Source organism: Paenibacillus thermoaerophilus (genome assembly GCF_005938195.1).
Taxonomy (GTDB): Bacteria; Bacillota; Bacilli; order Paenibacillales; family Reconciliibacillaceae; genus Paenibacillus_W; species Paenibacillus_W thermoaerophilus.
In genome coordinates this window covers 19,134-38,073 of sequence record NZ_VCQZ01000023.1, presented here as the reverse complement: position 1 = coordinate 38,073, position 18,940 = coordinate 19,134, and the positions used below count along the sequence as shown (strand labels likewise).

Annotated in this window: 16 protein-coding genes; all 16 read left to right on the top strand. The window is 61.6% G+C overall.

Translation table 11 applies throughout. The features are described 5' to 3' along the window. The first annotated feature begins 34 nt into the window (after nucleotides 1–34). The 16 genes from mfd to hpt all read left to right on the top strand — a co-directional run bounded on the left by mfd (nucleotide 35) and on the right by hpt (nucleotide 18,891). Nucleotides 35–3,559, top strand: coding sequence for a transcription-repair coupling factor (gene mfd / locus FE781_RS14405; protein ID WP_138790332.1), 3,525 nt, complete (start codon nucleotides 35–37; stop codon nucleotides 3,557–3,559). After that, nucleotides 3,546–4,583, top strand: coding sequence for a peptidylprolyl isomerase (locus FE781_RS14400; protein ID WP_138790331.1), 1,038 nt, complete (start codon nucleotides 3,546–3,548; stop codon nucleotides 4,581–4,583). Before mfd ends, FE781_RS14400 begins: the two co-directional genes overlap by 14 nt. Before the next feature lie 281 nt (nucleotides 4,584–4,864). Beyond that, a complete protein-coding gene (gene spoVT, locus FE781_RS14395; protein ID WP_138790330.1) occupies nucleotides 4,865–5,407 on the top strand; it encodes a stage V sporulation protein T in 543 nt (180 codons plus the stop codon). Between the two features lie 308 nt (nucleotides 5,408–5,715). After that, on the top strand, nucleotides 5,716–7,383 hold the full coding sequence (locus FE781_RS14390; RefSeq protein WP_138790329.1) for a polysaccharide biosynthesis protein: 1,668 nt from the start codon (nucleotides 5,716–5,718) through the stop codon (nucleotides 7,381–7,383). Between the two features lie 95 nt (nucleotides 7,384–7,478). After that, nucleotides 7,479–8,981, top strand: coding sequence for a bifunctional methyltransferase/pyrophosphohydrolase YabN (gene yabN / locus FE781_RS14385; protein WP_138790328.1), 1,503 nt, complete (start codon nucleotides 7,479–7,481; stop codon nucleotides 8,979–8,981). Nucleotides 8,982–9,098: 117 nt separating this feature from the next. Further along, nucleotides 9,099–9,371, top strand: a complete 273-nt coding sequence (locus tag FE781_RS14380; RefSeq protein ID WP_138790327.1) for an HU family DNA-binding protein — start codon at nucleotides 9,099–9,101, stop codon at nucleotides 9,369–9,371. Next, nucleotides 9,371–9,646 (top strand): RNA-binding S4 domain-containing protein, encoded by a 276-nt coding sequence (locus tag FE781_RS14375; RefSeq protein ID WP_138790326.1) that lies wholly within the window; start codon nucleotides 9,371–9,373, stop codon nucleotides 9,644–9,646. The genes FE781_RS14380 and FE781_RS14375 overlap by 1 nt, the downstream gene beginning before the upstream one ends. 138 nt (nucleotides 9,647–9,784) lie before the next feature. Further along, nucleotides 9,785–10,063, top strand: coding sequence for a sporulation protein YabP (gene yabP, locus FE781_RS14370; RefSeq protein ID WP_138790325.1), 279 nt, complete (start codon nucleotides 9,785–9,787; stop codon nucleotides 10,061–10,063). Continuing rightward, nucleotides 10,060–10,689, top strand: a complete 630-nt coding sequence (yabQ, locus tag FE781_RS14365) for a spore cortex biosynthesis protein YabQ (protein ID WP_138790324.1) — start codon at nucleotides 10,060–10,062, stop codon at nucleotides 10,687–10,689. Before yabP ends, yabQ begins: the two co-directional genes overlap by 4 nt. A 128-nt stretch (nucleotides 10,690–10,817) precedes the next feature. Further along, complete coding sequence (locus tag FE781_RS14360; RefSeq protein ID WP_246068189.1) at nucleotides 10,818–11,063, top strand: FtsB family cell division protein; 246 nt, start codon at nucleotides 10,818–10,820, stop codon at nucleotides 11,061–11,063. Nucleotides 11,064–11,267: 204 nt separating this feature from the next. Further along, nucleotides 11,268–11,723: a S1 domain-containing RNA-binding protein gene (locus FE781_RS14355; protein WP_138790362.1), complete on the top strand. Its 456-nt coding sequence runs from the start codon at nucleotides 11,268–11,270 to the stop codon at nucleotides 11,721–11,723. 485 nt (nucleotides 11,724–12,208) lie between these two features. Next, a complete protein-coding gene (gene spoIIE, locus FE781_RS14350; protein WP_246068188.1) occupies nucleotides 12,209–14,644 on the top strand; it encodes a stage II sporulation protein E in 2,436 nt (811 codons plus the stop codon). Nucleotides 14,645–15,193: 549 nt separating this feature from the next. Next, a complete protein-coding gene (locus tag FE781_RS14345) occupies nucleotides 15,194–15,940 on the top strand; it encodes a VWA domain-containing protein (RefSeq protein WP_138790361.1) in 747 nt (248 codons plus the stop codon). Further along, nucleotides 15,924–16,853, top strand: coding sequence for a serine/threonine-protein kinase (locus FE781_RS14340; RefSeq protein WP_170209558.1), 930 nt, complete (start codon nucleotides 15,924–15,926; stop codon nucleotides 16,851–16,853). The genes FE781_RS14345 and FE781_RS14340 overlap by 17 nt, the downstream gene beginning before the upstream one ends. 31 nt (nucleotides 16,854–16,884) lie before the next feature. Then, complete coding sequence (gene tilS, locus FE781_RS14335) at nucleotides 16,885–18,339, top strand: tRNA lysidine(34) synthetase TilS (RefSeq protein WP_170209557.1); 1,455 nt, start codon at nucleotides 16,885–16,887, stop codon at nucleotides 18,337–18,339. A gap of 12 nt (nucleotides 18,340–18,351) precedes the next feature. After that, complete coding sequence (gene hpt, locus FE781_RS14330; RefSeq protein WP_138790319.1) at nucleotides 18,352–18,891, top strand: hypoxanthine phosphoribosyltransferase; 540 nt, start codon at nucleotides 18,352–18,354, stop codon at nucleotides 18,889–18,891. Nucleotides 18,892–18,940: the final 49 nt, after the last annotated feature.

Genomic DNA, 18,940 nt, shown 5'->3' with positions numbered 1-18,940 from the left:
ATCCTGCCCGCAGTTGCGAGGAGGAAGCGGTTTCATGCAAGAGTTGGTGCGCTTATTCGGCGAGGAGCGGGATGTTCAAGCCATTGCGGCCGGCATCGCTGCGGGAATGAAGGAGCAGCTCATCTCCGGACTGGCCGGATCGGCCCGTCAGGTATTTATGGCATCCATCATGGAACAGACGGAACGTCCGCTGTTTGTGATTGCGCCGAACTTGTTCTCGGCCCAGAAAATCGCCGAAGACCTCGCGGAGCTTATGCCGCCGGGACAGGTGCTGCTGTACCCGGCCAACGAATTGATCGCCGCGGAGACCGCGGTGGCGAGCCCGGAGACGCTGGCCCAGCGGATCGAGGTGCTGACCCGGCTGGCCGAAGGGTTCCGCGGAGCCGTCGTCGCTCCGGTTGCGGGAGCCCGACGCTGGCTGCCGACCAAGGACGTGTTCGCGCAATCCGTGTTCGAGATTGCCGTCGGCGGGAAGCTTGAGCTGGAGCCGTTCCTGAAGCGGATGATCGAGATCGGCTACGAGCGGGTCGAACAGGTCGAACGCAAGGGGCAGCTCAGCGTAAGGGGAGGCATTATCGACTTCTACCCGCTGACTGCTCCTGCCGCCTATCGCGTGGAATTGTTCGACGACGAAGTCGACTCGATCCGGAGCTTCGACGTGTCCGATCAACGGTCTACCGATACGCTGCAGCGCGTCAAGGTGACGCCTTGCCGCGAGGTGATCGCCGACAATCGGCGTGTCGCCAACGCGGCTCAGCACGCAAGCGAGCTGCTGGAAGCGCAGCTGGAGAAGATGACGGACCGTCAGGCGAAGAAAAAGCTGGCCGACGGGATCGGGGCGCAGATCGAAGCGCTCCGCGAGCGGCAGCCGTTCGAGCATCTCTATCAATACGTGTCGCTGCTTTATCCGGAGCGGCAGACGCTGTTCGATTATATCCCCCGCGACGCGATTCTGGTCGTCGACGAACCTTTGCGCCTGATGGAGACGGGCAAGCAGTTGGAGCGGGACGAAGCGGAATGGATGACGTCGCTGTTGGCCGAAGGGCGCTCTCTGCCCGCTTTCACGCTGTCCAAACCGGTGGATTCCCTGATGTATAAGCCGCCGTTCCCGACGCTGTACTTGTCGTTGTTCCTGCGCCAAATTCCGCATACGCAGCCGCAAAATATCGTGAATTTCACCTGCCGGGCGATGCAGAACTTCCACGGGCAGATGAACGTGCTGAAGGCCGAGATGGAGCGGTGGCGGAAAGGCGGAGCCCGGATTCTGATGCTGGCGGACGGGCCCGAGCGCGTGCAGCGCGTGCGGCGGGTACTGGCGGATTACGAGATTCCGGAGCCGACCATACGGGACGGCAATCTGCAGAACGGCTTCGAACTGCCCTCCGCGAAGCTGGTTGTGGTCACCGAAAGCGAAATATTCACCCAGAAGCAGCGGAAGCAGCAGCCCAAGACGGCGGTCAAGAAGCTGGACAACGCGGAGCGGCTCAAAAGCTACACCGATCTGCGCGTCGGCGACTACGTCGTTCACGTCAATCACGGCATCGGCCGGTACGTCGGCATCGGCACGCTGGTCATCGGGGGCATTCATAAGGATTATCTGCATATTATGTATGCGGGCGGGGACAAGTTGTCCGTGCCGGTCGAACAATTCGACCTGATCCAGAAATACATCGGCACCGAGGACAAGGAGCCCAAAATCAACAAGCTGGGCGGCTCCGAGTGGACCAAGGTCAAGAACAAGGTTCGCGCGTCCGTGCAGAACATCGCCGACGATCTGATCAAGTTGTACGCGGAGCGGCAGTCGATCCGCGGCTACGCGTTCAGCCGGGATTCGGACTATCAGCGCGAATTCGAGAGCATGTTCCCGTATCAGGAGACGCAGGATCAGCTTCGGGCGATTCAGGAGATCAAGAGGGATATGGAGAAGCCTCGTCCGATGGACCGGCTGCTGTGCGGCGACGTCGGCTACGGCAAGACCGAGGTGGCGATCCGCGCCGCCTTCAAAGCGGCTTACGACGGCAAGCAGGTGGCCGTTCTCGTGCCGACGACGATCCTGGCGCAGCAGCACTACGAGACGTTCCGCGAGCGGTTCTCGGGATTCCCGTTCAACATCGCCGTGCTCAGCCGGTTCCGCTCGCGCAAGGAGCAGAACGAGACGATCAAGGGCGTGAAGGCGGGAACCGTGGACATCGTGATCGGCACGCACCGGCTGCTGTCCAAGGACCTGGTCTTCAAAGATCTCGGGCTGCTTATCGTCGACGAGGAACAGCGGTTCGGCGTCACGCACAAGGAGAAGCTGAAGAAGCTCCGCACGTCCGTCGACGTCCTGACGCTGTCCGCTACCCCGATCCCGCGCACGCTGCATATGTCCATGCTCGGCGTTCGCGATTTGTCCGTGATCGAGACGCCGCCGGAAAACCGCTTCCCCGTCCAAACCTACGTGGTCGAGCACAGCCCGACGCTGGTGCGGGAAGCGATCGAACGGGAGCTTGCCCGGGGCGGCCAGGTGTATTACCTGTTCAACCGCGTGCAGGGCATCTATCAGATGGCGGAGCAGATCTCGATGCTCGTGCCGGACGCGCGCGTCGTCGTGGCGCACGGGCAGATGTCCGAGTCGGAGTTGGAGCGGACCATTCTCGAATTCCTCGACGGCGAGCACGACGTGCTCGTAAGCACCAGCATCATCGAGACGGGTGTCGACATCCCGAATGTCAACACGCTGATCGTCCACGATGCGGACAAGATGGGGCTGTCCCAGCTATACCAGCTTCGCGGAAGGGTCGGCCGTTCGAACCGGATCGCCTACGCGTACTTCACCTATCAGCGGGACAAGGTGCTCAATGAGGCGGCGGAGAAGCGGCTGCAGTCGATCAAGGAATTCACGGAGCTGGGCTCCGGATTCAAAATCGCCATGCGCGACCTGGCGATCCGGGGGGCGGGCAATCTGCTCGGAGCGGAGCAGCACGGATTCATCGCCGGCGTCGGCTTCGACTTGTATTCGCAGATGCTGGCCGAAGAAATCCGCAAGCGCAAGCGCGAGGTCGACGGCGAGGAGCCGGCGGAGGAGCCGCTGGCGCCGACGACGATCGAGCTTCCGATCGAAGCGTATTTGCCCTCGGAATATATTTACGACAGCATGCAGAAGATCGAGATTTACAAAAAGGTGGCGGCCGTGCAGTCGGACGAGGAGATCGACGACCTGCTCGACGAGCTGGTCGACCGGTTCGGCGAACCGCCGCTCGCCGTGCGCAATCTGCTGAAGGTGGCGAGACTTCGCGTGTACGGCACGCTGATGGGACTGGACACGATCGGGCAGAAGGGCGAAGATCTCGTGCTGACCTTCCATACCGGCGCTCAGACGGATGGACAGATCCTGGCGCAAATCGCGCAGTCGTTCGAACAGCCGGTCGAGTTGGTGCAGGGCGTACCGATGAAGGCGCTGATCAAATGCCGGAGATTGTCCCTTGCCGATTCGGTGGAACTGTGCGAACGTTTTCTGGTACAATACAAAGAGGCTGTCCATTCGAAAGGAGAAGAGTTGCATAATGTTGCGCAATAAAAAATGGCGAATAACCGCCATCGCGCTGCTTGCGCTGACGGTGTTCGCCGTTGGTTGCGGCGGCAAAAAAGATCTCGTCGCAACCTACAAAGACGGGGGAGGAGTCACCAAGGCCGAACTGGACAAATATGCAAGTGTGAACTTGCTGTTCCAACCCGCTTACGAGATGTTCAAGGAAGACCCCGAATTTCAAAACATGCTGCTTCATCAATTGATCGGACTGAAGATCAAAAGCGAACAAGCCGACTCGGCCGTCAAAGACGAGGTCGAAACGAAGCTGAAAGAGCAAATGGCCGAGTTCGACAAAGTTCTGAAGGATCATCCCGACGCGGATAAGCAGATGAAAGACGCCGATATCTCCAGGGATGATATCGAAACGTTTTTCCGCCGGCATATGCTGGCGAACGGCGTGGCCGGCAAGGACGTGAAGGATGAAGACATCAAGAAAGAATACGACGCGTCCATCGCACAGGACCCGCATATGTTCGACACCGCGTCGGTACGGCATATTCTGATCAACTTCACCGATCCCGAAGGCAAGGAGCGCACGAAGGAAGACGCGCTCGCCCGGGCCAAGGAAGTGCATAAGAAGCTGCAGGAAGGCGGCGACTTCGCGGCGCTGGCCAAGGAGTATTCCGAGGACCCGGGGTCCAAGGACAACGGCGGTCTCTATGAAGACGCCCAAGTCAGCCAGTGGGTGGAGGCGTTCAAGAAAGCCGCGATCGAGCTGCCGCTGAACACGATCAGCGACCCGGTCGAGACGGAATACGGATATCACATCATGAAAGTCGAGAAACGGACGCTCAAGACGTTCGACGATGTCAAGGGCGAGATTAAAATGTCGCTTGCCGACCGCAAGCTGAGCGAATTCATCGAGAAGGAAGTGCCGGGGCTGATCGAGCAGAACAATCTGCCGTCTCCGACGCCGACGCCGTCGGCTTCTCCGGAGCCGACCGCTTCTCCGTCGGCCAGCCCGGCCGCCGACAGCACTCCAAGTCCAAGCGCCAGCCCGTCGGCAAGCTGATCCGCTAAGGACAAAACGTCTTTCGCAAGGCCGGACCCGGCCGGGCGAAAGGCGTTTTTTTTCAAAAAATGGGACGCAAACCGAATGAAAGCCGCGAAATCTATAGAGAGGCTTGTCCGAAACACTCGTGCGGAGTCGAAGAGGGGAGGGATCGGGCAGTTTGGTATAACTTGACGGACGGGGCGCATACTATGCTCAGATTCCAATCCCCCACTGACGTTGCAATTTCATCAAAGGCGCCCAGCGCCCCATTTACTCCGAGAAAGCGAGGCATCAAGAGGATGAAGGCAACCGGAATTGTAAGACGGATCGATGATTTGGGCCGCGTGGTTATTCCGAAAGAGATTCGCCGGACCCTGCGGATTCGCGAAGGCGACCCTCTGGAAATTTTTGTAGATCGTGACGGAGAGGTTATTCTTAAGAAATATTCCCCGATCGGGGAGCTTGGCGACTTCGCCAAAGAGTATGCGGAATCATTGTTCGAGAGCACGGGACATATCACGATGATCACCGACCGGGATTCGATTATCGCCGTCGCGGGCGGATCGAAGAAGGAATATCTGGACAAATCGGTCGGCTCCCTGGTGGAAACCGCGATGGAAAACCGCCGCTCGATTCTGGAGACGAACCCCGGCAGCTACGATATCAGCAAGGAGTCGACGGAGCAGATTTCTTCTTACGTGATTGCGCCGATCGTCGCCAGCGGCGATCCGATCGGAGCCGTGCTGCTGGTGAGCAAAGAAGAAGGCGTCAAAATGGGACAGATGGAACTGAAGATGGCCGAGACGGCCGCCGCGTTTTTAGGCAAGCAGATGGAGCAATAAACGCAAGGGCGGGTTGCGCGGAGAGGAGAGCGCTCCGGTACGCGCGAGCCGGCTTCGGGCGTTGGCCGAGGGGCCGAAGAGGCGCCAGCCTGCGGCCGGGCCGATCCATGCCCGCGGATGAAGCGAAGAACGGTCGAGAATACGCGCGAGACAATTACGAACGGCTTTTCGTCCGGGGTTCGGGCGGCGAGCCGTTTTCGCGTTTGCCGGAATCGCGGGCCGATGTCCGGGATAACGTGGTATCCGGCGGGCCGTTCCGCTATAATGGATAGCGAAATCCATCCGGTACGGCAAGGAGCGGCGGCAAGATGGCGTCTATGTCGAAATGGGCCCGGGGCGCCGCGCTGCTTGGTTTGGCCGCCCTGACGGTGAAGCTGCTGGGCGCCGTTCAGAAGATTCCGTTCCAAAATTTGGCGGGCGATGCGGCGTTCGGCCTTTACAGCGCGGTTTATCCGCTTTATTCGATCTTGTTGGTGCTGGCGACTTCGGGGTATCCTGTCGCGATCTCAAAGTTTGTTTCGGAATATACGCTGGCGGGGGACCGCCAGGCGGCGCGGCGGACGGTGCGCCTCGCGGCGGCGTGTATGGCCGGGGCGGGGGTGGCCGGGTTCGCGCTGCTCTACGGGGGAGCGGAAACGGCTGCGTCCTGGATCGGTTCGCCGGCCGCGGCTTCCTCCATCCGGGCCGTCTCCTGGTCGCTGCTCCTTATGCCCTGGCTGGCGGCGATCAGGGGCTACGAGCAAGGGATGGGCCGGATGGGCGCGTCGGCCGCCTCCCAGGTGGTCGAGCAGACGGCGCGCGTTGTTTTTATGGTCGGGTCCGTCATCGTCCTGACGGCGCGCGGGGCCGACGCCCAGACGTTGTCGGCGGCCGCTCTGCTGGGCTCCGCCGTCGGGGGCGCGTGCGCGATGGCGTCGCTGCTGCCCGTATGGCTGAGGGGGCGCGGCGAGCTGCGGACGCGCCGCGAGACGGCGGCCGCCGCGTCGGGAGCGGCAGAGGCGTTCGCGGGCGGGAGGAGGGCGCGGGGTTCGGCGGCGGTTCCGCTGCTCAAGCGGTTCCTCGCTTACGCGTTGCCTGTCAGCTTCGCTTCCGCGGCGCTGCCGCTGGTGTTTTTGACGGATTCGTTTACGCTGCTGCACCTGCTGCGCGATTACGGGCTGACGCCCGAGCAATCCCTGGCTTCCTTCGGCGTCTATCAGCGCGGTGTGCCTTTGGTTCAACTGATTGTGATGACGGCGGCGGCTGCGGGCGGGGCGCTTGTGCCGGCCATCGCCCAATATGCGTCTTCCGGCCGGACGGCCGAGGCGGAGCGGACGGCCGGAACGGCGCTTCGGTTGGCCTTATGGGGCGGACTGGCCGCCGCCGCCGGATTGGCGCTGATCTCCGGCTCCGCCAACATGATGCTGTACGGCAACGGCGACGGCAGCGGCGTGATGGCGCTGATGGCCCTGAGCGCGTGGTTCGCCGTGCTGCACGCGGTCAGCGGCAGCATCCTGCAAGGCTTCGGCGACGTCGCGGCGCCGGCGCGCAGCCTGGCGGTTGCGTCGCTGCTGAAGCTCGCGCTGAACGCTGCGCTCGTGCCTGCGCTCGGCCTCGCCGGCGCTTCGCTGGCGCTGGTCGCCGCCTACGCGCTCGCGGCGGCAATGCAGCTCGCGGCGCTTCGCCGCCGCGTGCCGCTGCGCGCCGCCGGCCGCCGGGCCGCCGCGTGGCTCGCCAGCGTCGCCGCGATGGCCGCCGCCGCCGCTGCCGCGGAGTACGGCCTGACGGCCGTACTCCACGGCGCCGGCTGGGGCCCGCGCGCCACGGCGACGCTCGCGGCGCTCGGCGCGATGGGCGCGGGCGCCGCCGCGCTGGCGGCGTCCGCGCTGCGCCTCGGCGAGGTGCGCGAGCCCGAGCTGGCTGCGCTCGCGGGCGAGCGGGCGGCTGCGCTGGCGGCGTCGCTGCGTCGCTGGCGGCTGCTGCCGCGGGAGCGCTGACGCCGCAGCCGCGCTTGTGGGCGGCGCCCGCGGCTGGCTGCCGGTTCCGGGCGGCCTATACGCGCAGCCCTATCTAACCAATGGAGGCATCTACTATGTCGCAACCCCGTATTATCGCGGTCGGACTCGGCTCGGGCGACCCGGATCAACTGACGCTCGGCGTCTGGCGCAAGCTGCAGTCCGCTTCGGCGGCCGGCACGCTCCGCGTGCGCACGGCGACGCATCCCGCGGTGCGCCGGATTGAGGCGGAAGGCCTCGTATACCGCGCTTACGACGACATCTACGAGACCCATGACCGGTTCGAGGATGTCTACGAGACGATCGCCGCCTCGCTGATCGACGAAGCGCCGAAGGCGCCCGACGCGATCGTCTACGCCGTTCCCGGCCACCCGATGGTCGCGGAACGTACCGTTCAACTGCTGCGCGAGCGGTGCCCCGCAGCCGGCATCGCGTTTGAAATTGCCGGCGGCGAGAGCTTTCTCGACCAGGCGTTCGTCCGCCTCGGGTTTGACCCGATCGAGGGGTTTCAACTGCTCGATGCGGCGTCTCTGAAGCCGGACCTGCTGCGGCCGGAGCTGCATACGTTGATCGGGCAAGTCTACGACGCCATGACCGCGTCGGACGTGAAGCTCGCGCTGATGGAGCTGTATCCCGACGATTACGAGGTCGTGGCCGGGCACGCGCTGGGCGTGCCGGGAGAGGAACGGATCGACCGGGTTCCGCTGTACGAGCTGGATCGGCTGCCCCATTACGGCAACCTGTCGCTCGTCTGGGTGCCGCGCACGGACAATGCCGACCTCCGCGTCCGCCGGTTCGAGCGGCTCCGCGAGATCGTCGAGATTTTGCGCAGCCCCGAGGGATGCCCGTGGGACCGCGAGCAGACGCACGAGAGCCTGCGCAAGCACCTGATCGAGGAGACGTACGAGGTGCTCGACGCGATCGGGGACGACGACCCCGACGCGATGTGCGAGGAGCTTGGCGACCTGCTGCTTCAGGTGATGCTGCACGCGCAGATCGAAGCCGAGACCGGCGCCTTTACCGTATACGACGTGATTGCCGGCCTGAACGAGAAGCTCATCCGCCGCCACCCCCACGTGTTCGGCGAACGCAAGGCAGCCGATGCCGAAGAAGCGTTGTCCCGCTGGCAGGCGATGAAAGCGGCCGAGAAAGCGGCCAGAGCCGGAACCGGGCGGGACGAGAAGCCGGCTTCGGCGCTCGACGGCGTCCCGAGGGAGCTTCCTTCCTTGTACAAGGCGCTCAAGCTGCAGAAAAAAGCGGCGGCCGTCGGTTTCGACTGGCCGGACGCCGAAGGCGTCTTCGCCAAAGTCGAGGAGGAGCTGGCCGAAGTCCGCGAAGCCCGCGCTTCCGGAGATTCGGAGCGCGTCGCGGACGAGTTGGGCGATCTGCTGTTTGCGATCGTGAATCTGGCCCGGTTCGTCAAAGCCGATCCGGATGCCGCGCTCGAACGGACGAACCGCAAGTTCGTCAAACGTTTTTCGTATATGGAAGAGCAACTGCGTTTAAGAGGCAAAAAACTGGAGAATACTAGTCTTGAAGAGATGGAGTCGTACTGGCAGGCGGCAAAAAAACTTCCATGATTCCCCTTGAAATCGGCAGGAATTCCTTCTGCCGCACCGAATACTTAGACTTAGGTCGCGTGCAAGCGACAAAATCTCGCAAAATATTTACGTACGATACAGGAGGGACTTTTTGAGATGAACAAGCAAGATCTTATTTCCAACATTGCAAAAAAAAGCGGACTGTCCAAAAAAGATGTGGAGACCGTTCTGAACGGCTTCCTGGGCGAAGTTGAAACCGCGCTGTCCAGCGGCGAGAAAGTGCAGCTGATCGGCTTCGGCACGTTCGAAACCCGTCAACGCGCTTCCCGCACGGCTCGCAACCCGCAAACAGGCAAGCCGATCACCATTCCGGAATCCAAAGTTCCTGCGTTCAAAGCGGGCAACAAACTTAAAGAAGCTGTAAAATAATGCGGCTTGACAAGTTTCTGAAAGTCTCCCGCCTGATCAAACGTCGGACTGTCGCCAAGGACGTGTCCGAGCAAGGCCGGGTTTGGATCAACGGCCGGGAGGCAAAACCCGCCAGCGCCGTAAAAGTCGGCGACGAGCTGACCGTGCGGTTCGGACAGAAGCAAGTGGTGGTTCGCGTCGAACGGCTGGCCGAGACGACCCGCAAGGACGAAGCCGGGGGCTTGTATACGATTCTTCGCGAGGAATGGCTGAACGAACGGGATGGAGACGCCTGAAACCGCAAACCTGCTCCGGAACAATTTTCCGGGGCAGTTTTTTTGCCTTGCGAAGCCGCCGCCCGCCGCGCTTGCCGCACATGCTTGTTCTAAATGCGGACGTGTCCCCATAGGGTAAAAGTAAGGAGGGGACTCGTTATGGCGGAACCGAGCAAGATCAAGCGGCAGGAGATCCGGCTGCTGAACCGGAAATCGCTGGACATTTCCGGCGTGTTGAAGGTGGAGAGCTTCGACAGCGAAGCGTTTTTGCTGGAGACCGAGGCCGGCGTGCTGGCGATCAAAGGGCAGAACCTGCATATGAAAAACTTGAATCTGGAGCAGGGCCTGGTCTCGATCGAAGGCTACGTGCATTCGTTGGTGTACCGGGACGGCAGCTCGGGCAAAAGCTCCGGGCTGTTAGGGAAGCTGTTCAAGTGAACCTGCACGTTCAGTTGTCCACCCTCCTGGCCATGGCCGGATGCGGTCTGGGCATGGGAGCCGTCTACGACGCGTACGGCGTCATCGCCGCGCGGCTCCGGTTCAGACGTTGGCTGTACGCCGTCTGCGATTTGCTGTACTGGCTGCTGCTCATACCGGTTGTGTTCCGCGTGCTTTATCTGAATAATGCAGGCGAGATGCGGCTCTATGTATTTTTGGGGCTGGGCATCGGCGTTTGTTTGCATCTGCTTCTGTTCTCGTCCTTCGTCCGCCGGGTGGTACGGATGCTGATCCGGGTTGTCGAATGGTTGTGGGCGGCGCTCCACTGGCTGTTCCGGATGCTGATTGTCAAGCCGCTGCTCATGCTGATCGCTGTCGTATGGGCGGTCTTGGGAATTGGGTGGAAAGTCGCTGTTTTTGCATGGAGGGTTATGATAAAATGTCTGTATCCGTTTACGTGGGTATATCGGCTGGCGGCCGCCCGATTTGAGCCGCCTCTGAGGCGGCTGGCGGCCCGGACGCTCGGGCCGGCATGGAATTGGGGCCGGCGGCTGTGGGACCGCTCCAAGCGCCAGAACCCCCCGGAACCTCCTCCCTCGGACGTTCCTCCGAAGGAGCCGGACTGAACCGGCGAAGCGGGACGAATGCCCTATCATGACGATTCCGGAGGTCGACAGGTTTCATGTCCGTATCCAACCGACAGCCTAATAAAACTCCGGTTCGCCGGAAAAAGGTGCATCGACGCTTTGTCTTGATGTTTATGGCCTGCTTTTTGGGATGGGCCGGAATCACCTGCTGGAACCAATTCGGCCAGCTCAAAGCGAAGGCGGCCGAAGTGGCGGAGATGGAGGCGAAGCTCGAAGAGGTGCGCCAGCAGAACGAAACGTACAAACAGGACATCGCCCGTCTGTCCGACGACGAATATTTGGAACAATGGATTCGGAGCCAGTATCATTACGCCAAACCCGGAGAGACCGTTTATTATAAGACGCAAGAATAAAAAGGCCGCGGCCGCGCGAGCGGACGAGCCTGCCGAGGGAAGTCGTGACGAACGCCCGATTGCGCTTGAAAATTGGACGTTTGGGGCGGCTTCTGTTCGTTGACGCTGGATTCGGGGTTGAGTTATAATCGGGGCAGAACCGGAGGATCGGACATTCTGCGAGGATGCGAGGCCGGTATTTTCAAGGGAGGCACGTTCTCATTTATGACAATTGAAGTGGGCAGCAAGTTGGAAGGCAAGGTGACCGGTATCACGCATTTCGGCGCGTTTGTCGAGCTGAAGCCGGGCGTAACCGGACTCGTCCACATTTCCGAGATCGCGGACAGCTATGTGAAGGACGTAAGCGATCATCTGAAGGTGCATGATATCATCACCGTCAAGGTTCTCTCGGTAGACCCCGGCGGGAAGATCGGATTGTCGATCCGGCAAGCTGTCGACAAGCCTGTTGCCCCCAGAACTCCCGGTACCGACCGGCCGTTCCCGCGCGATCGCGCCGATGGCGGCCAGGATCGCAGATTCCGCCAACGCGGCGGCGGCGGACAGCGGTCCTCATTCGAGGATAAAGTGAGCCGATTCCTGAAAGACAGCGAAGAACGCATGACATCCCTTAGAAAAAACACTGAAGGCAAACGCGGCGGGCGCGGCGCCCGCCGTTACTAGAAGCCAACCGACCGCTTCTCCCGTATATCGGGGGAAGCGGTTTTTAATTGCGGACCGGGACGCCTGGGGTTTGCCGGCTCTACGCCGGGCCGCATCCGTCCCGCAAGCCCTTCCCGCCCGGGAACGGGCCGAGCGCGGCCGCCGGAGGCGCCGATTGTTTCGTTTCGGGGCGATTCGCGTCCTCGTCTGCGAGCCGTGGCGATTCGCCGCCGCAGATGCGGTCGAGCTTCGTCTATCTCCGACAGCCATGCCTTGCCGCCGATTTTGCGAGAACGCTTGCAAGGCGCGGTTCGGCGAGGGTTCCGCCGCGGCGCGCGGGCTCCTTTACTATTTGTCGGAAAATTCTTTGAATCTAGCAACGCATTCTGACAAACTTTCTGAAGCCCCCCCGCCTATAATAGAGTCTACCTGAATCTGACAGAGGGCGAGGCGTTAAGCAAATGAAATGGAGCTTGTTCGGAAGCGCGAAGGAAATCGGAGGCGGAATGGAGAGCTGGAAGTCGGCGGGAACGAGAATAGGCAACTGGCGTTGGGTGCAGTGGTTCGATGCGAAAAAATGGTCGCTGCTCTTGCTGGCGATGGGATTTTTGCTTGGGCGGGCCATGGTGCTGGAGACGCTTGCGCCTTTTGCCCTCGCTTATTTTGCCGTGCTGTACTATCACCGGCGGGACCTGCTTCGCTGGGCCGGAGTCGCGATCGTAGCCGGCAGCCTGCTGGCTGCCCAGCCCCAGACCGCCGTGATCGCGGCGGAGATGCTTGTTTTTCTGTTGTTTCAAAAAGGACTTGAGCGATTCGAGCGGCAAGATATCTCGCACGCCCCGATGCTGGTGTTCGCGTCGATGCTGGCCGTTCAAGTGTTCGCCGAAGCGGTGGGGCCCGGCCTCGGCTGGTTCGAGCTGATGCTGTCGGGAGTCGAGGCGGCGTTCGGCTTCGTGCTGACGATGATCTTCCGGCAGGCGATACCGGTATTCACGCTGACCAAAAAAAATTACGCCCTGCGCAACGAGGAAATTATATGTTTGATGATTCTGCTGGCGTCGGTCATGACCGGGACGGTCGGATGGGTGTTGTACGGCGTGTCCGTCGAGCATGTGCTGTCCCGGTTGTTGATCCTGCTGTTCGCCTTGGTCGGGGGAGCGAGTCTGGGGGCGTCGGTGGGAGTGGTCGCCGGACTGATTCTGAGCTTGGCGAATCCGGACGCCGTCGCCCAGATGAGCCTGCTCGCGTTCGCCGGACTGCTCGGCGGATTGATGCGGGAAGGAGGCAAGCCTACGGTTGCGCTGGGCATGCTGCTCGGCTCGTCCATCCTCTCGGTGTACCTCGGCAGCCAGCAGCAGGCCGTGCAGTCCGCTTGGGAGTCGGTGGCGGCGGTCGTCTTCTTCCTGCTGACGCCCCGTTCCTTCCTGCAGACGATCGCCAAGTACGTGCCGGGCACGCAGGAGCATCAAAAATCCCAATTGGACTACGCCAAGCGGGTGCGCGAGGTTACCGCGAGACGGGTGCAACAGTTCTCCGACGTGTTCAAGCAGTTGTCGAGCACCTTCAAGCAGCCGGCCGGAACCGAGGAGGAGCGCAAGGAGGCGGAAGTCGGGCATTTCATGAACGCCGTCGCCCAGCGGGCCTGCTGGTCCTGCCACCGCCGCTCGCAATGCTGGGACCGCCGGTTTTCGGCGACGTACCAGTTCATGACCCAGGTGATGTCGGAGATCGAGAAAGGCGGCGACTTTCATCGCCGCGACATCAAGCCGGAGTGGAGGCAGGCTTGCGTCCGCACGGAGCGCGTGCTGGACGTGCTCAAGCAGCAGTACGAGTCGCACCGCCACGATCTGCATTGGAAGAAGCAGATCGCGGAGAGCCGCCAACTGGTGGCCGATCAGTTAAGCGGCGTCTCGCAGGTCATGGCGGATCTGGCGCGCGAGATCCAACGGGAGGGGCAGGAGATGTTCCTGCAGGAGGAGCAGATTCGCCAGGCGTTGGAGGAGCTGGGTCTGTCGATCCTGACGATCGATATTATCAGCCTCGATCCGGGCAACGTGGAGATCGAGGTCGTCCACCAGTACCGGGGCGGCTACGACGAATGCCGCAAGATCATCGCGCCGCTCCTGTCGGATATCCTGGGCGAAAACATATCGGTGAAGCACGAGGAGTACGTGGAGAGAGACGACGGCTTTTACACGGTTACCTTCGGCTCCGCCAAAGAGTTCGACATCGTCACCGGCGTCGCGGCCGCGGCGAAGGGGGGAGATTTGCTGTCCGGTGACAGCTACAGCGCCCTGGAATTGGGCAACGGCAAGTTCGCGGTGGCGATCAGCGACGGCATGGGCAACGGCGAACGGGCGAAAGCGGAGAGCAGCGCGGCGCTCTCCATCCTGCAGCAGTTGCTGCAGTCCGGGATCGACGAGCATCTGGCGATCAAGTCCGTCAACTCGGTGCTGAACCTTCGGTCGTCGGACGAGATGTACGCGACGGTGGATCTCGCGCTGATCGACCTGTACAGCGCGAAAACGACCTTCATGAAGATTGGTTCCACCCCGAGCTTCATAAAAAGAGGCAACGACGTCCTTAAAGTGGCGGCCAACAATTTGCCTATCGGCATTTTGAAGGATATCGAGGTCGATCTGGTCAGCAAGCAGTTGCAGCCTGGCGATACGCTTATCATGATGACGGACGGCATCTACGATGCTCCGGGCCCTGCCGTGAACAAGGAGCTGTGGATGAAGCGCATGATTCAGGAGTTGGCCGGCGACGACCCGCAGGAGCTGGCCGACCAGCTCCTCGACCGGATCGTCCGGCATCACCACGGGGACATTGTCGACGACATGACGGTGGTGGTGGCCAAGGTGGAGAAGTACAAGCCGGAGTGGGCGACTTTCCGCTGGCCCGGACTTGCCAGCTTCGAGCGGCCGAAGACGGTAAGCTGACAAGCGCGGGCGGCGGATGAAAGGAGCGGCGGAGCGGATAAGTTGGCTTTGTTCAAGGCGCCTTCAGCGGCGGCGATGCCGGCTGAAGGCGTTTTTTGTCATGGGAGCATGCCTTCCGCTTCTTTGCCGCGGCGGCGGGACGTGTCGGGGCGGTCTGCCGTCCATGGCCGCCGAGGCTGTTAAGACTATAAAATATAAAAAATATCGTTAACACCGAAACTCGCCATCTTCTTCAATAGATGGCCCGTACGACCGGGACCTAACTGACATTTCCCCGTATATAAGCTAAAGAGAGCATCCAGGGCTGCGCGGAAGCCGATTGAAGCTTCGAGAGCCCGGCGATTCGCGCGCCTGCGCCCGTCCGCTCCGGGCGTTCCCGCCGCCGCTCTCCGGTTTGCCGCCTTACGGCGATCCGCATTCGGACGAATCTCCGTGTTTCTTATTCGAAATGATCACGCTTGCCGGATTCTCCCTATGCCCCGTCTAAACCCGCTTTATCGTGCCCATACTGCTAATAGATTGCTATAAGCGGAGAGGAGAATGGGAATGTTGAATCAGATTTTGCTGATTACGGACGGCTGCTCCAATGCGGGAGGTTCGCCGGCTGCGGCGGCCGCGGTGGCGAAGGCCGAAGGGATCACGGTGAATGTCATCGGCTTGCTGGGCGGGGACGAATTCGACGAACGCGGAGCGGAAGAGGTGTCGGCGATCGCCGGCGCGGGCGGAGGGATCGCCCGGCTCGTGCAGCCGAAGTTGCTCTCGCGGACGGTGCAGATGATGACGCGGCGCACGGCCGTGCAGACGGTTCAGCATGCGGTCGAACGGGAGCTGCGGCAAATTCTCGGGCAAGACAAACCGCTGGAGGCGTTGCCTCCCGAACAGCGGGGGCAGGTGGTGCAGTTGATCGACGACCGGAGCGAGACGCTGTCGCTGCGCGTGGCGCTGGTGATCGATACGAGCGCCAGCATGAAGCCGAAGCTGGGCGCCGTGCGGGAAGCGATTCAGGACCTGATGCTGAGCCTGAGAGCCCGGGAAGGCAGCAGCGAGATTTGCGTCTTTCATTTCCCCGGGCGTTCGGGCGAAGCCGACTTGAGCCTGCCCTGGACGAGTGAACTTGCAAATGTGGAGCGCATGTTCTATAACTTAGACATGAGAGGCACGACTCCGACCGGGCCTGCGCTATTGAGAGCGACGGATTATTTGTCGGCACGGATCGAAGGAGGCAAGACCGCGGAGACCGCGGATCGTTCGGAGGTCGCCGCAAAGGACGGGATGCTGGGTGATTACGTCGTCTGACGCCGCCGCCGAAGCCATTCCGGAGCTGCTGCCGGGGCAGACGGTCGCAGGCAAATGGCACGGCCGGCGCTATTGGGTCGAGCGCAAAGCGGGAGCGGGGTCCAACGGGGCGGTCTACCGCATCCGGCACGGCAAAAGAGCGCTGGCGCTCAAGCTCGGCCGCGGGACGCTGGATGCCCAGATGGAAGTGAACACGCTCCGGCAATTGATCGCGGACGGGGCTCTCGACGCCGGTTATCTCGTCGATGTCGACGATTGGCTCGGGCCGGGCGGACGGGAAATCCCTTTTTACGTCATGCCCTATATAGAAGGAAGCTCCGCATTGGACTACATCCGGGAGCGGGGCTTCGAATGGTTTCCGCCGATTACGCTGCGCCTGTTGGAGAAGCTTGCGCGGCTGCACCGCCACGGATGGGTGTTCGGCGACCTCAAGACGGACAACATTCGGGTATCCGGCTACGGAGTGGCGGAGCTGATCGACTACGGCGGAGCGACGCGATTCGGACAAGCGGTAAAGCAATTCACGGAAATCTACGATCGCGGGTTCTGGAACGCCGGTTCCCGAACCTCGGAGCCGTCTTACGATCTGTTTGCCTTCGCCGTGCTCTGCCTGCAGCTTGGCGGCCACGCCGTTCAGGTGGACCGGCTGGCGAACGGGCTGCCGCAAAACCGCTCCGTTCGGGATTTGATCGCGGTCGCCCAATCGTCGTCCGTATGCCGGCCTTACGCGCCGCTGCTGGCAGCCATGTGGCAAGGAAAGTTTCGGGATGCCGGGGAGGCTTGCGCGGCATGGCGCCGTCTGTCCCGAACGGCAAGAACCCGGATGCCGCAACCGGAAGCCAAGTGGATCGGGTACGCCTTGGCCGGTTCCGCGGCGGCCCTGGTCGGCGCGGCCCTGTGGTATTGGGCTTAGACATGCGGCGTTTCAAGCGGAGGAATTCACGATGTCATTTGAAGAAACCGTCGAACGGGCTATCTTGAGCAGCGGTCTGCTGCTTCCGGGAGAGACGATCGTCGCGGCCGTATCGGGCGGGCCGGATTCGACGGCGCTTCTTCATGCGCTTGCGCGGCTGGCCCCGCGTTTTGATTGGCGGCTGGTTGCCGCGCATGCCGACCACGGCTTCCGGGGCGAGGAGTCGGCGCACGAGGCGGAGAGCGTCCGCGCCCAGGCCGCTTCGCTCGGCTTGCCGTGCGAGATCGCCAGGCTGGATTTGCCGGAACGGCTCGCCAGGACGGGAGGCAATGCCCAGGCGGCCGCGCGGGAAGCCCGGTACGCCTTTTTGCTGGAGACGGCGAACCGGTATGCCGCGTCCAAGCTGGCGCTTGGCCATCACGCCGACGATCAGATCGAGACGGTCCTGATGCGCTTCGTGCGCGGCACCGGCATATCCGGCTTGTCCGGGATGCCTGCCCGCAGGACGGTCGGGACGGTCGAGCTGGTCAGGCCGCTGCTGGGCGTCGCCAAACGGGAACTGATCGGTTATTGCGAAGAAAAGGGTCTGCCCTACGCCGTTGACAGCAGCAACGAGCAGCGCAAATACGAGCGCAACCGTTACAGACTGGACGTGCGCCCCTTCCTCGAGCAATTGAATCCCCGATTGGGGGAAGCCATTCTCCGGCTGGCGGATATGGCCCGCGAAGAGGACGCTTTCATGGAGGCCGCCGCCGAACGGGAAATGGCCGGAAACGTCGCCTGCGCGAACGGGTTCGCGGCTTTTGACAGGGGCTGGTTCGCGGCCTTGCCGTTCGCTTTACAAAGGCGGGTGATTAAACTAATATGGAATTATCTCTTTACAGAACATGGCGAATTGGAGTTCGCGCACATTGAAACCGTCCGGAACGCGCTGCTGCAGAGCGATTCGCCGAACTTGCGGCTATCGATTCGGGACGGCGCCGAACTCGTGCGCGAATACGAAAGCGTCCGCATCGTCCGCGCGCAGCGGCAGGCGGAAGAACCTCCGGCTTACCGGATCGAGGTGCCTCCGCTGAAGCCGGGCGAATCCCGGACGATCGAGCTGCCGGACGGATTGCTTCGCGCGGCCTTGGTGCAAGCATCCGACGGTCCGAGTCCCGGCAAGCTGAAGGCGAACGAAGCCGTATTCGATTGGGAATCATTGCGTTTGCCCCTGACCGTCCGGACATGGCGGCGGGGGGATCGTATGAAGTTATATGGCATGCAGGGAAGCAAGAAGCTGCAGGATCTGTTCACGGACCATAAGATCCCGGCCTCGCTTCGCCGGAAGCTTCCCTTGCTGACCGACGGGGCCGGGGAAATCTTGTGGATTGCGGAACTGCGCCGTTCGGCGCATGCCGTGGTATCCCGGGGTACGAGTTGGGTACTCTATATGGAGTATTCCCGGAAGGAATCCCGGTCCGATGCCGTACATACTATGGGGTAGGAGGGTCCATTGTTGCTCAACGACATCCAAGAAGTGCTCATCACCGAAGAAGAACTGAAGGCTAAAGTAAAAGAATTGGGCGAGCTGCTCAGCCGCGAATACGAGGGACGTAATCCGCTCGTCATTTGCGTGCTGAAGGGTGCGTTCATGTTTATGTCCGATTTGGTCAAAAGCATGACCGTTCCGCTGGAAGTCGACTTTATGGCGGTATCCAGCTACGGCAAATCGACCCGCTCTTCGGGCGAAGTCAAAATCATCAAAGATTTGGACACGCCGGTGGAAGGCCGGCACGTGCTGATTGTCGAAGACATTATCGACAGCGGTCTGACGCTCAGTTATTTGATCGACGTGCTGGAGAGGCGGAACGCCTTGTCCGTCCAGATCGTCGCGCTGTTTGACAAACCTGGCCGCCGGACGGTCGATCTGGAGCCGGATTACAAGGGTTTTACGATTCCCGACGCGTTTATCGTGGGGTATGGCCTCGATTACAGCGAGAGGTACCGCAATCTCCCATTCGTGGGCGTGCTTAAGCCGGAGCTCTACTCTCACTGAATTTGAAACCGCGAAGCCAGCTATGATAAAATATCTAACGATGCGCCCG